Raw genomic sequence first — 13,651 nt, 5'->3', positions numbered from 1 at the left:
GTTTTTAAACAAGTTTTACTCACTTAATTATTGAAGTAATTTATCGCCCCGTTAAAAATACCCTGAGCCATTTTATTCCGGTAGTTATCCTCTTGTAGCTTACGGGCTTCATCTGCGTTGGTAACAAAACCCATCTCCACTAAAATGCTAGGCATTGTAGTGTTACGCAAAACATAGAAAGTAGCAGATGAAGTGCCTTTATCTACAGCTCCGGTTTCTCTAATAATATTATCTTGCACTGCAAGAGCTAATTTAGACGACTTACCATCAGGGAAGAATGTCATAGCCCCGTAAATTGACGGGTCAGGGTTAGAGTTTGAATGAACGCTAATGAACATATCCGCATTGTTTGCTTCAGCGATATCTACCCGCGCAGCTAGTTCCTGACCTAATGAACTGCCTTCAGGGGCCACAGTCCGGTCAGTTTCCCGGGTCATAACTACTTTGGCACCGGCGTTAACCAGCTTGTCCCGTAATTTTAAGCTTACAGCCAAGTTATTATCAGTTTCCCTGGTTCCATTATCTACAGCACCGGGATTGCTGCCACCATGGCCCGGGTCAACAACAATAATTTTTCCTCGTAATACGCCGCTGTCGGTACTACCTGAGCTTCCTTCTTCAGATGGCAGCGGTGTTACTTTTATTGGATTATTGGGTGAAGTAGTGGTAGCTTTACCGCCACCGAAAATATTCAATATCGGGCCAAGAATTTTATCAAATAATAAGCTAAACAGCTTGTCAAATGCATTTGCTCCCCCATCAGTTGAGGGGACACTCGAAGCTGCTAAAGTGCCAATTACATTGTCTATAGTTGCAGCATGGCTTACTTGCACTGGGCCTAGTATATTAATAACCAGCATAAGAAGCAGCAGAATTGTCAATTTTTTTTTGTTATACACAGCAAACCTCCTATGTCGATATTTTTACTATTTGCGGAACTTGTCCCGCAGTACCGGCCAGGATGCCGGATCCTCTTCGCCAAGTTTCCACATGGCGGCACCAGCAATATCATACTTGGTAAGCAGCGCCAGCTTGTACTTCAAACTCTCGCTATTTTCAAACCAAACTGTATGAGCGGTACCATCAGCTGCGGTATAGCTAAAATTTGGAGATTTAGAGGCTTCATCCCATTGCACTTCTTTACCATAACGTTGAGCCAGATCCATAATCGCCGGGAACTCTAACGACTGAACACCTTGAGATGACCAGTCATACCCATATGCCGCGAGACCAAGAAAAAGTTTGTTTTTAGGAATAAACTTCAATGCATATTTTAGGTTATTTTCTACCCAGCCAATATCTGCAATTGCGCCTGGGCCGCTCCATGTGCCGTGGTTATCATAGGTCATAATCATGATTTTATCGGCATACTTGCTAAGTTCTGCATAGTCGTAAGCAGCGGCCACATCATTGTTTTCATCCTGTTTCGGGAAAACATCAAGTGACACGATATATCCCTGAGGTTTTAGGCGGGCATACAGCTCGCGCATAAACGCGGTCAGGTTATCGCGATCTTCGGCAGGCACCATTTCAAAGTCGATGTTAATGCCATCAAGATCATATTTCTTAATATAAGCCTCAAAGTTTTGGATTGCTTTAGCTCTAAGTTCCGGATTTGATAATACAGTATGAACTGGCAGGGTATCGCCATCTTGTTTGGCGTTATTCACCAAAAGCAGTACTGTTATATTTTTCTGATGGGCACTTTGAACCACCGCGGAGTGATCATTGCCACCACGGTCGGTAACTGTGCCGTCAGCCTGCATTGTAGCCCAAAATGGTGCAATTGTTTTAATTGCATCAGCATTCTTCAGCATAGAATTATAAGAAGAGGTATCTGCTCCCCACCATTCAGCATAAAAGCCTACCAATTCTTTCTGTGCAGCATTCATTAAACCACTGGCCGGACTGTCTTTTCCGGTCTCATTGGCAGGAGTGCTAAAGGCATTCCCCAGAAACTTGCCCATGAACAACCCCAGCAAAATATCTACCATACCTTTACCGGTGCTCATACCAGTGGCATCACCAGATTCACTAGGGCTACTGGGTTGTCCTAACAGATCAGATAATGAAAAAGCATGCACCGGCGTAATAGGCAGCATGAAAGTTATCATGAAAACCATTATTACTAACCAGGATGTTAAATTTTTATACTTGCTCATAGATCAACCTCCATTCCAGCAGCTGAGCGTGATAATTACATGCTACCTTTTATGTAAACATTATACTATCACATTTACTCGATTTTTGCAATAAAAAAAGCAGGTTTTAACCTGCCTATTTTTGTTATTTAAGTATATCAGATACCGTAGTAATCGTATATCCCCGTTTTTTAATTTCAGCGATAAGATCAGGCAGAGCCTGAGCAGTAGGCGCCGTTGGATGCATTAAGATAATAGCCCCATTATGAAGTTTTTTCAGCACCCGTTCTTTAAGAACCTCAGGCGGCGGCCGTTTCCAATCAACAGTATCAATACTCCACATAATAGTAGTATAATTTAGCTCCTGCGCAGCCAGAAGCACTGTGTTATTGTATTCACCGTATGGCGGCGCATATAGGTTAGTTTTTATTCCCGTAATATTTGTTACAAGTTCTTCCGCCTTTATAATCTGTTCTTTATTTTTTTCTTTGCTCAAATTATTGGGATGAGGGTGACTATAGGTATGGTTGCCCAATTCGTGTCCTCGATTAGCGATATCTTTAAGTACCTCGGGATACCGATTAGCCCAGCTTCCTCCAATAAAAAAAGTAATATGAATATTATTCTCATCAAGAGTTTTGAGCATAGCAGGAAGATATTCCTCACCCCAGAAGACGTTGCAGGCCAACGCTACCTGGGGCTGAGATAAATTGCCCTGAAAAATAGGTGGCGGTACTGACGGAAGCTCATTAGTAGCTACCAGCGGCTGGAGATTACCTGATAACATAGCCACTGTCATAAAAACACCAATAGCAAAATACACGTACCAATAGCGAATTTTTCCTACTACTAATATTTTACACTGCATATTAATCAACTCCTGCCAGCTACTTACATGTACAGTGTATTAGAGTTAGCAGTTATTTATGAGCAAAATAAAAAAGACTTGGCTTCAGCCAAGTCCCCTGGATGTTTTATTATTGTTCTGTTCCCTCAGGATTAGTTTCGCGTGGTTCTGCTTTTAGCAGTTCCTTCCTTGACAGGTTAATGCGGCCTTGGCGGTCAATTTCAGTTACTTTAACCATAATTTCATCGCCTACTTTAACAACATCTTCCACTTTGGCAACACGTTCACGTGCCAGTTGGGAAATGTGTACAAGCCCTTCTTTTCCTGGAAGAATTTCAACAAATGCGCCAAAATTCATTAAGCGAGTGACCTTGCCGGTATATGTAGTGCCAACTTCTACACTGCGCACCAACGTTTCGATAATACGTACGGCTTTTTGACCAGCCGCAACATCAACAGCGGCAATAAATACCTTACCATCATCCTCAATGTCAATGGTAACTCCGGTTTCTTCAATAATCTTTTTAATTGTTTTGCCACCTGGTCCAATAACATCCCGAATTTTATCCGGATCAATTTCCATGGTAATAATTCGTGGTGCAAAAGGTGATAACTCTTTTCTAGGCTCGGTGATAACCTCAAGCATCTTGCCCATAATATGCATACGACCACGCTTAGCCTGAGCCAAGGCATCTACAAAAATCTCTTTGGTGATGCCAGAAATTTTCATGTCCATCTGCATCGCAGTCACGCCTTGAGCAGTACCAGCAACCTTAAAGTCCATATCGCCAAGCGCATCTTCCATGCCTTGAATGTCAGTCAGGATTGTATGATGATCACCATCTTTGACCAAACCCATAGCAACGCCCGCTACCGGTGATTTAATCGGTACACCTGCATCCATAAGGGATAATGTGCTGCCACAAACGCTGCCCATAGAGGTTGAACCATTGGACTCAATTACTTCTGATACTAAGCGAATAGTGTACGGGAACTCAATTTCTGAAGGAATGACAGCCAAAAGCGCGCGCTCAGCTAAAGCCCCATGGCCTATTTCACGGCGGCCTGGTCCGCGTGAAGGTCTGGTCTCGCCTACGCTATATGACGGGAAGTTGTAATGATGCATGTAGCGTTTTGATTCCTCAACACCAAGACCATCAAGAATCTGCTCATCCCCGATAGCACCGAGAGTAGTAATAGTAAAAACTTGAGTTTGACCGCGAGTAAACAAGCCTGAACCATGAGTACGTGCCAAAAGGCCTACCTCACAAGTAATCGGTCTTACTTCGTCAATCTTACGGCCATCAGGGCGAATCTTATCTACAGTAATCATTTTGCGAACAATCTCTTTGAGTATCTTTTGAAACATGTAATTGATATCTTTTTCTTTATCAGGATATATTGAAAGGAAATGCGTAATAGCAGCACTCTTAACCTGTTTAATATTCTCTTCACGCTGAAGCTTATCTGGATTGGCTACAGCGACTTTTAAGTCAGTAGTTATGTGGTCTCGCATAGCTACATCAATTTCGGTTGGAACCTCGTATAGTGGTTTCTCTTTCTTGGGTTTGCCAATTTTTGCAATAATATCCTCTTGAAAAGCAACAATTTCTTTAATTGCCGCATGACCAAATAAAATAGCTTCAAGCATGGTCTCTTCCGATAACTCGTTGGCGCCTGCTTCAACCATCAAAATGGCATCTTTGGTACCTGCCACTACTAAGTTAAGATCACTTTTCTCTTGCTGCGCTACAGTAGGGTTCAAAACAAGCTGATTATCCAGTAACCCAACCCGCACGCCGCCGATAGGCCCATTAAAAACAATGTCGGAAACACCCAGGGCGCAAGATGCACCAATCATGGCCGCAATATCAGGGGGATTATCCTGATCTACTGACATTACCGTGGCTACGACATGGACATCGTTACGCAGGCCATCAGCAAATAGCGGCCGAATAGGCCGATCGATTAAGCGACCAGCTAAAATAGCGGCTTCACTCGGGCGTCCTTCCCGTTTGATAAAGCCACCAGGAATTTTACCTACTGAATATAAACGCTCTTCATAATCAACTGTTAAGGGAAAAAAGTCAATGCCTTGCCGAGGCTCAGCCGACTGGGTTGCAGCTACCAATACAGCAGTATCACCATATCGCACCAGCACAGCCCCGCTAGCTTGCTTGGCCATTTTACCTGATTCAATGACCAGGGTTCGGCCACCTAATTCCATTTGGAATTTTTCCATATTTTGTTTTCCTCCTCTGATAAACCCCTTTTCTTTTAGCAAAGATTAACTGTTCGACATTTTTCTTATTATTCCCTTTTTTATTTTTCTTTAACCTGGAAAATAAATAAAAAAAGCGGATAAACCGCTTTTTTATTATTTTCTCAGGTTAAGTTTTTCCAAGATTGTACGATAGCGCTCAATCTCGCTTTCACGCAGATAGTTCAAGAGACCTCTGCGTTGACCAACCATTTTCAATAGACCACGACGGGAATGATGGTCTTTTTTGTGTTCTCTTAAATGTTCAGTCAGATAATTTATCCGTTCAGTAAGAATAGCAATCTGAACTTCAGGAGATCCGGTGTCATTTAAGTGTACACGATATTTTTCAATCAGTTTTTGTTTGTTTTCAGGTGTCAACACGATGGTTCACCTCCTTTTGTTACTTATCCCCATTAGCCAAGACATCGCCGGAGACTCGACTATCCTCGCTATGGTTAAGATAGTGATCAAATCACTAAAATATATTTACCATAAAAGCTATGATCTGTAAACCTTGTTAACTTACAAAATATTTTTTTCGAGCAAATTCAATATCAGCCGTCATTTGCTGCTTGAGTTGCTTAACACAAGTAAAAGCAATCTCGCCCCGAATTCGCTCAATAAACTGTACTTTTAATTGCTGTCCGTAAATAATACGGTCAAAATTAAGAATATGCACCTCTATACGACGAGTTTGCCTGGTAAAAGTAGGGTTATTACCAATATTAGCAACACCATTAAACTTTCCACCCTGTTCGTCGTTTACATAAACAGCATAAACACCATCAGCAGGTACTAAGAGGCCTTCTGGAATAGCTAAATTTGCTGTAGGGAAACCTAATTTCCGCCCTCGCTGATCACCCTCAATAATTTTTCCAGTTATAGTCGCTGGCCGCCCAAGCAAATTTGCCGCCTGCTTGACAGCACCATCAGCAACTAGTTGCCTGATGATAGTACTGCTGACAATCACACCATCCACATCCACCATACCGACTACATCGACAGTAAAGCCGTGTTTAGAGCCAAAAGTTGTCAGCAAAGCTGGCGTACCAGCACCACGGTGTCCATAGGTAAAATTTGCCCCTACGATGACATGCCTCAGGTTAATATTATTTACTAACTTTTCCAGAAATCTTTGCGGAGTGAGCCGTAAGAGTTCTGCAGTAAAAGGAACATTAAACAACATGTCCACACCCAAGCCTGCAATAAGATCAACTTTTTCCTGATTAGTCACAATAAGCGGCGGGCAGCGGGCAGCATCAATCACGTTAAGAGGATGATTGCTAAAAGTAAAGACCGCACTGGAACAATTCTTGCTTTTAGCCTGTTCGACAGCGCGCGCGATGATTGCCTGATGTCCAATATGAATTCCATCAAAAGTTCCTAAAGCGATATAGACAGGAGGATGATGACGTACGTTTTCTATCCGGGTAAAGACTTTCATACTATTCTGTTCTCCTCATTGATGCCGATATAAGAAGCCGGACCGTTACCGATCCGGACTTAAAATTTTTACTGGAGTCAGTGTTGTATGATCTTCACTCTGACATATTTCCCGACCGATTCCGATGAAATTCTTCTGGTAATCGTACATTTTTACTAAATCAGCACCGCTTCTCATGCAACAGATGCTTCGCCCATTCTTTACTGCTTGAGATTCTTGCTCTGATAAAAGTATAGCCGGTATATGAGTAAGAACCTTGTCAGCATTTTGAATAGCCTGTTCCTTATTAGCGGCAATTTCTTCAAGTGTTACAGTCTGTTCTAAGCAGAAACTCCCTACCCGAGTTCTGACCAGAAAACTCATTACTGCCAGGCAGTTTAACCTGTGGCCAATATCAGCACAAAGTGTGCGTATATACGTTCCCTTAGAACAAGTTACATCAAAAACAATACCAGTTTCGGATTCTGTCACAAGCGAGAGATCGTCAATTATAATTTTACGTGCTTTTCGCTCAACAACTTGGCCTGCACGGGCCAGTTCATATAACTTTTTTCCGCCAATTTTGATAGCGGAATACATGGGCGGAATTTGCTCGGTTTCACCAATAAATGAAGCTAACGCTTCCTTTATTTGGTTAGAATTTGGCCTGGTGTACGGTTGACTATTAATAACCTGCCCCGTATCATCCCCAGTATCTGTTGCAAAACCGAAAGTAAGCTCAGCCCGGTAACTTTTATCTGCATCAGCCAGGTATTCAACCAGCCTGGTGGCATTGCCGATGAATACCGGCAAAACTCCAGCTGCTGCCGGATCCAAAGTACCGGCATGGCCAACACGCTTTATGTTATATAGCCGCCGGACAAACGCAACCACATCATGGGATGTCATACCTGGGGGTTTAAGAACATTAATTAAACCACTCTGCATCATTCAATCCTAAACCCTTTAGCCAACTGTTTTTTCGCTGCCTCTATGATTAGCCTTTTCGCCTTATTAAGCGGCTCCGATACAGTACATCCGGCTGCCCGGGCATGACCGCCGCCGCCAAACATCAGTGCGATCTTACTAACATCGACCGTTTTGGAACGCAAACTCACTCTTATACTATTATCCGTTTCCTTAAACATGATGGCAATTTCAACACCTTCAATGTTCCGTGGATAATTAATAAATCCTTCAGTGTCATCCCTGAGATTAGTCAATATTTCTTGTCTCAAGGTTAATGCCGCGATCTGTCCACCTTGACAATCGACCATCTCCAATGTTTCAAGGACTTTAGGCAGTACTTCGATAACAGCCAACGGTTTAGTATCAAGGTGTTCAGAAATAATATGAGGCTTGGCACCCAAAGCAACCAATTCAGAGGCAAATTTAAGCGTTTCTGTGGAGGTATTGGCAAACCGGAAAAAACCGCAGTCAGTCGCTATTGCTGTAAACAACGCGGTAGCCATACTAGCTGTAATACTCGCATCCACCTCTTTAAGCAGCTTTAAGATTATTTCTCCAGTTGCCGCTGCTTGACTATCCACATACCAATAGTCAGCAAACTTAAGGTTGGAGATGTGATGGTCCAGATTTAGTATAGGTGCTTTAACAGCATTACGAACCCTGCCGATTCGCTCCAAATCGCTGGCATCAAGTACTACCAGCAAATCCGCTTCAATCTCCAAGCTATCTGGCTTCTCAATTTTTTCCCAGTCAGAAAGAAATTTAAAGGTTCGGGGGATTTCATCATCAAGCAGCATCTTAACCTGTTTTCCTTGGGCTGAGAGGTATGCATTCAGCGCAAGCAGTGATCCCAATGCGTCACCGTCAGGGTGGATGTGAGCAGTAAGTATAATATTATTGGCCTCGCTTAACAGCTTAGCACTGTGGGCAATAGATACTTCCACTGTTACTGATTGCCTTCTTCCTGCTTAATTTTTAGGATGAGTTCCTGAATTCGCGCACTATATTCCAGTGTTTCATCAAGATGCAGCGACAATTCGGGAGCAAATCTCATTCGAATGCGTTTACCAATTTCGGCCCGCATATAACCTAATGATTTCGTAAGTCCGGACCAGGTCTCGGCTTTTTGGTCGTCGCTGCCCATAAGGCTAATGTATACCTTAGCACTGCGTAAATCACCCGTAGCTTCCACTCTGGTAACGGTTACGAAACCAATACGAGGATCTTTAAGTTCAGTCAAGATCATTTTACTAATCTCTTGTTTGATAAATTCCTGAACTTTTTCTACCCGCAATTGTCCCATAGTAATTCCTCCGCTAAATAAACATACGATTAACCCCGTGGGGTAACTTCTTCCATGGTAAAGGCTTCAATAATATCGCCTTCTTTAACATCGCGGAACTTTTCAATAGTTACGCCACATTCATAGTTCTGAGCAACCTCTTTAACATCATCTTTAAAACGGCGCAGTGATTCCAGCTTTCCTTCATGGACAACAATACCATTTCGAATAAGCCGTACTTGGGAAGTACTGGTTATTTTTCCTTCAAGTACATACGATCCAGCAACAACCGCTTTAGGAACAGAGATTACCTGACGTACCTCTGCACGTCCTAAAATAACTTCTTTAAACTCGGGCGCCAACATACCGGTAATTGCAGCTTCTACATCGTTAATGGCATCGTAGATAACCCGGTAGAGTCTAATGTCAATCTTCTCACTGTCTGCAGCCTTGCGGGCATTACCGTCAGGACGAACGTTGAAACCGATGATAAGCGCATTTGAAGCAGCAGCTAACATAACATCAGATTCGTTGATGGCACCTACACCTGCATGGACAATATTAACTCTAACTTCTTTATTTTTAATGTTAAGCAGAGACTGGCGGAGAGCCTCAATAGAACCTTGAACATCTGCCTTAACAACGATATTAAGGTCCTTTAAACTCCCTTCCTGAATTTGCTTGAATAAATCATCTAAAGAGACTTTTTGTGATTGCTTGATTTCTTCAGTACGTTTTTTGGCAATCCGCTTTTCAGCCACAGCTCTAGCTGTCCGTTCATCAACAGCTACCAGCGTATCGCCTGCCTGCGGTACATCTGCCAAACCAAGTACTTCTACAGGTGTGGCCGGTTCGGCCTTTTTCACTTTCTCGCCTCGGTCATTCACCATTGCCCGAACTTTACCATAAGCTGTTCCAGCAATAATCGTATCACCAATTCTCAGCGTACCTTTTTGTACCAGGACAGTTGATACAGGCCCCCGGCCTTTATCAAGCTTAGCTTCAATAATTGTTCCATAAGCAAGACGATTGGGGTTTGCTTTAAGGTCAAGCATCTCAGCCACTAATAAAATCATTTCCAGCAGTTCGCTAATACCTGTTTTCTGATGGGCAGACACCGGCGCCATAATCGTATCGCCACCCCAATCTTCAGGTATTAACTGGTGCTCAGCTAACTGCTGCTTAACCCGGTCCGGATTTGCGCCTGGACGGTCCATTTTATTAATTGCAACAATAATTGGTACTTTTGCCGATTTGGCGTGATTAATAGCTTCTATAGTCTGAGGCATAACACCGTCATCGGCAGCGACTACCAGAATAGCAATATCAGTCACTTGTGCGCCGCGGGCACGCATGGCAGTAAAAGCCTCATGCCCTGGTGTATCCAGAAAGACAATTTTTTTGCCTTGACAGATTACTTGATAAGCACCGATATGTTGGGTAATACCGCCGGCTTCCTGGGACGTAACATGAGTTTGCCTGATAGAATCTAAGAGTGAGGTTTTGCCATGGTCAACATGCCCCATAACAGTTACAACTGGTGGGCGATATACCAAGTCTTTCTCATCATCTTCAATTTCAGGAATTTCTGTCGGATCTTCTTCAGGCGGAATCGCTTCTACTGCAACCCCGAATTCGCCGCCTAAAATACTGGCAGTATCAAAATCAACTTCCTGATTGATGTTAACCATCGTACCCAACATCATCAGTTTCTTGATTATTTCACCGGCTTCCCGGCCCATTTTACCCGCAAGTTCTTTGACTGTAATCGATTCACCAATCTTAATGTTCTTAGGTTTAGGCATCTCAGCTTTAACATGTGGTGCTGACTGAGTTCTAGCAGACTGATGTCTGTGTTGATTTGAACGTTGTTGTGAGTTCCTATTTCCCGGGCCTGAGCTGCCGCTATTGCGCGCATTATTATTAGCTGGTCGACGATTATTATTCTGGAATTGCGAATTCTGCTGTCCTGCCGGTCTGTTTTCGGGACCTGCAGTACCACTCTGAGCCGGACGTTGCGTTGGTCGCTGTTGCTGATTATTGTAAGCTGGACGGTTCTGTGATGATTGTTGCTGATTATTGTAAGCTGGACGGTTCTGTGATTGTTGCTGATTATTATAACCTGGCCGGTTCTGCGGCTGTTGCTGCTGATTATTATAACCTGGCCGATTCTGCGGCTGTTGCTGCTGATTATTATAACCTGGCCGGTTCTGTGGTGGTTGCTGTTGATTATTATAACCTGGCCGGTTCTGTGGTGGTTGCTGCTGATTATTATAACCTGGCCGGTTCTGTGGCTGTTGCTGCTGATTATTATAACCTGGCCGGTTCTGTGGCTGCTGTTGCTGATTATTGTAACCTGGCCGGTTCTGTGGTGGTTGCTGCTGATTGTTGTAACCTGGCCGGTTCTGTGGTGGTTGCTGCTGATTGCTGTAACCTGGCCGGTTCTGTGGTGGTTGTTGCTGATTGTTGTAACCTGGCCGGTTCTGCGGCTCCGGAGCAGGAGTATGTAACTCTTTTACAGGCTGTGGTGTTTCACGTTGTTCGCTTCTAGCTATCTGCTGAACAGGGTTTGCAGCCCGTACAGTATTCGTTTGTTCAGGCACGCCTGTCTTCCGGGCAAAAGTTCTTTCAATTGCCACCTTTGCATCATCATCCACGCTGCTCATATGATTCTTGGCAGAAATACTATGACGTCCTAAAATATCTATAATAACTTTACTGGTAGTACTATATTCCTTGGCTAATTCATATACTCTGTATTTGGACATTGATCCACCCCCATTTTCTTTCTCTCCCACGGTAACATTTCGTTTACTCTTCGAGAGCTTTAACAACTAATTTAACAAAACCTTCATCGGTTATAACCACAGCGGCCCGTAACGCTTTTCCGATAGAATTGCCTAATTGGTCTTTTGACAAGGCACAATAGACGGCAATATTCCTGAATTCGGCCTGATATTGATATTCTTTTTTTGTACTGTTAGATGCATCCTTAGCAATAATAAGCAGTCTAGCTTTACCTGATTTGAGAGCACCCTGCACGGCAAAATCGCCAGATACTACTTTACCTGCTTTTTGAGCCAAGCCCAAAAGTGACATTAGCTTTTGCTCATTCATTCTATAATTCCAACCCTAAGAGCATTATAAACATCTTCAGCAATCTGCTGTTTAAGAGCTCTTTCCAGTCGTTTTTCCTTAAAAGCTTTGGTCAAACACTGCTCACTACGGCACATATATGCACCCCTGCCGGCTTTTTTCCCGGTTGGGTCAAGCACAACTTCCCCTTCTGGCGACCTAACAACTCTCAGCAATTCCTTTTTTGATTTCATTTCTTGACAGCCAACACACATTCTGAGAGGAATTTTTTTTGGTTTCACACCATTTCCTCCAACACAGGACTTGGAGAAAAAGCGGGTGATTGAGCAGCCTGTGATTCACTCTTGATATCAATCTTCCAGCCGGTAAGCTTAGCAGCAAGACGAGCATTCTGCCCTTCTTTGCCTATGGCCAACGACAGTTGATAGTCAGGAACGACTACCCGTGACATCTTTTCTGTTTCTTGAACTTCTACTGAAACTACCTTCGCGGGGCTTAATGCATTTGCTATATATTTAGCCGGATCGGCGTTCCATTTGACTATATCAATTTTTTCCCCTTTTAACTCGTTAACAATAGTCTGTACCCTCATCCCTTTATGGCCTACACATGATCCTACAGGATCAACTGTTTCATCACGAGAATAGACTGCAATTTTCGATCGCAGACCAGGTTCACGCGCTACTGATTTTATTTCAACAACACCATCATGAATCTCCGGGACTTCCAATTCAAACAAACGTTTCAAAAGTCCTGGATGGGTTCTAGACACCAGGATTTGCGGCCCTTTGGTTGTTTTCTTGACTTCAACGATATAACTTTTCAACCGATCACCATGTTTGTACGTCTCTTCTGGGATCTGTTCAGACGGTGCTAAAATGGCTTCAGCCTTACCCAGATCAATAAATACATTCTTTTGCTCGATACGCTGGACAATTCCTGTCACAATATCGCTTTCCCGATTGGAAAACTCTTCGTAGATCATTCCCCGTTCAGCTTCCCTAATTCTTTGAACTACAACCTGTTTAGCTGTTTGAGCTGCAATACGTCCAAAATTTTTCGGTGTAACTTCAAGCTCAACCACATCATCAATCTCATAACGTGGATCAATTGCCTTAGCTTCATTAAGCGACAATTCAAGACGTGTATCAGTGACCTCTTGTATAACATTTTTTCGTGCATATACATGTATTTCACCGGTAGTCCGGTCTAATGATACCCGTACGTTTTGAGCTGAGCCAAAATTACGTTTATATGCCGAAATTAAAGCAGCCTCGATTGCATCAAACAGTACCTCAGGTGCAATCCCCTTTTCTTTTCCTAGCTGTTCAAATGCTTGCATAAATTCTGCATTCATTAATTATATACCCCCTATTCAATTTTCAGTGCTTAAAACTCAATGTGAAGTCTGATTTGGGCAGCCTTCGCTCGTGGAATGTTCACTGCCTGACCATCAATCTCAACATGAATATCGCCATCAGCCAAACCAATCAGTTTTCCTATTAATAGCTTCTGACCATTGATTGGCTCATATGTCTTTATTTCCACTTTATCGCCAGCATGCCGAATAAAATCGCGTTCTTTTTTTAGCGGACGATCAAGACCAGGCGAAGAAACTTCGAGATAAGAA

Annotated in this window: 15 protein-coding genes and 1 pseudogene; 1 reads left to right on the top strand and 15 read right to left on the bottom strand. The window is 43.1% G+C overall.

The features are described from left to right. Nucleotides 1-23 precede the first annotated feature (23 nt). From VN379_RS10605 to infB, 10 genes are all read right to left on the bottom strand, one after another. Entirely contained in the window at nt 24-899 is an 876-nt protein-coding gene (locus tag VN379_RS10605) for an N-acetylmuramoyl-L-alanine amidase (RefSeq protein ID WP_325533583.1), read from the bottom strand. Between the two features lie 27 nt (nt 900-926). Continuing rightward, nucleotides 927-2,162 carry a glycosyl hydrolase family 18 protein gene (locus VN379_RS10600; RefSeq protein WP_325533580.1) on the bottom strand — a complete coding sequence of 412 codons (1,236 nt, stop codon included), beginning with the start codon at nt 2,160-2,162 and terminating at the stop codon, nt 927-929. A 124-nt stretch (nt 2,163-2,286) separates the two neighbouring features. Beyond that, a complete protein-coding gene (locus tag VN379_RS10595; RefSeq protein WP_325533578.1) occupies nt 2,287-3,009 on the bottom strand; it encodes a polysaccharide deacetylase family protein in 723 nt (240 codons plus the stop codon). Between the two features lie 109 nt (nt 3,010-3,118). After that, on the bottom strand, nt 3,119-5,230 hold the full coding sequence (locus tag VN379_RS10590) for a polyribonucleotide nucleotidyltransferase (RefSeq protein WP_325533576.1): 2,112 nt from the start codon (nt 5,228-5,230) through the stop codon (nt 3,119-3,121). 135 nt (nt 5,231-5,365) lie between these two features. Next, on the bottom strand, nt 5,366-5,635 hold the full coding sequence (gene rpsO / locus VN379_RS10585) for a 30S ribosomal protein S15 (RefSeq protein ID WP_325524924.1): 270 nt from the start codon (nt 5,633-5,635) through the stop codon (nt 5,366-5,368). A 133-nt stretch (nt 5,636-5,768) separates the two neighbouring features. After that, on the bottom strand, nt 5,769-6,695 hold the full coding sequence (locus VN379_RS10580) for a bifunctional riboflavin kinase/FAD synthetase (RefSeq protein WP_325533573.1): 927 nt from the start codon (nt 6,693-6,695) through the stop codon (nt 5,769-5,771). Between the two features lie 45 nt (nt 6,696-6,740). Further along, entirely contained in the window at nt 6,741-7,625 is an 885-nt protein-coding gene (gene truB, locus VN379_RS10575) for a tRNA pseudouridine(55) synthase TruB (protein ID WP_325533571.1), read from the bottom strand. Then, on the bottom strand, nt 7,622-8,587 hold the full coding sequence (locus tag VN379_RS10570; protein WP_325533569.1) for a bifunctional oligoribonuclease/PAP phosphatase NrnA: 966 nt from the start codon (nt 8,585-8,587) through the stop codon (nt 7,622-7,624). Before VN379_RS10570 ends, truB begins: the two co-directional genes overlap by 4 nt. A gap of 2 nt (nt 8,588-8,589) precedes the next feature. After that, entirely contained in the window at nt 8,590-8,946 is a 357-nt protein-coding gene (gene rbfA, locus VN379_RS10565; protein ID WP_325533568.1) for a 30S ribosome-binding factor RbfA, read from the bottom strand. A gap of 29 nt (nt 8,947-8,975) precedes the next feature. Then, nucleotides 8,976-10,730 (bottom strand): translation initiation factor IF-2, encoded by a 1,755-nt coding sequence (infB, locus tag VN379_RS10560; RefSeq protein ID WP_325533566.1) that lies wholly within the window; start codon nt 10,728-10,730, stop codon nt 8,976-8,978. Nucleotides 10,731-10,984: 254 nt separating this feature from the next. On the opposite strand from infB, the gene VN379_RS10555 reads away from it, so the two are divergent. Next, entirely contained in the window at nt 10,985-11,476 is a 492-nt protein-coding gene (locus VN379_RS10555; protein WP_325533564.1) for a hypothetical protein, read from the top strand. Between the two features lie 136 nt (nt 11,477-11,612). Here VN379_RS10555 and VN379_RS25155 read toward each other — a convergent pair. The 5 genes and pseudogenes from VN379_RS25155 to rimP form a co-directional block, all read right to left on the bottom strand. Beyond that, nucleotides 11,613-11,693, bottom strand: a pseudogene (locus VN379_RS25155) (translation initiation factor IF-2 N-terminal domain-containing protein); the annotation flags it as partial. Between the two features lie 43 nt (nt 11,694-11,736). Continuing rightward, nucleotides 11,737-12,042, bottom strand: a complete 306-nt coding sequence (locus tag VN379_RS10550) for a L7Ae/L30e/S12e/Gadd45 family ribosomal protein (RefSeq protein WP_325533562.1) — start codon at nt 12,040-12,042, stop codon at nt 11,737-11,739. Further along, nucleotides 12,039-12,302: an RNase P modulator RnpM gene (rnpM, locus tag VN379_RS10545; RefSeq protein ID WP_414714987.1), complete on the bottom strand. Its 264-nt coding sequence runs from the start codon at nt 12,300-12,302 to the stop codon at nt 12,039-12,041. Before rnpM ends, VN379_RS10550 begins: the two co-directional genes overlap by 4 nt. Beyond that, nucleotides 12,299-13,378, bottom strand: coding sequence for a transcription termination factor NusA (gene nusA, locus VN379_RS10540; protein ID WP_325533560.1), 1,080 nt, complete (start codon nt 13,376-13,378; stop codon nt 12,299-12,301). Before nusA ends, rnpM begins: the two co-directional genes overlap by 4 nt. Nucleotides 13,379-13,410: 32 nt before the next feature. Continuing rightward, nucleotides 13,411-13,651, bottom strand: a 241-nt coding sequence (rimP, locus tag VN379_RS10535; protein ID WP_414714986.1) for a ribosome maturation factor RimP, incomplete at its 5' end; no start/stop codon positions are given.

Origin of the sequence: Sporomusa sp., from assembly GCF_035561255.1 — a bacterium.
Taxonomy (GTDB): domain Bacteria; phylum Bacillota; class Negativicutes; order Sporomusales; family Sporomusaceae; genus Sporomusa.
This window is presented reverse-complemented; position numbering and strand designations above follow the sequence as displayed.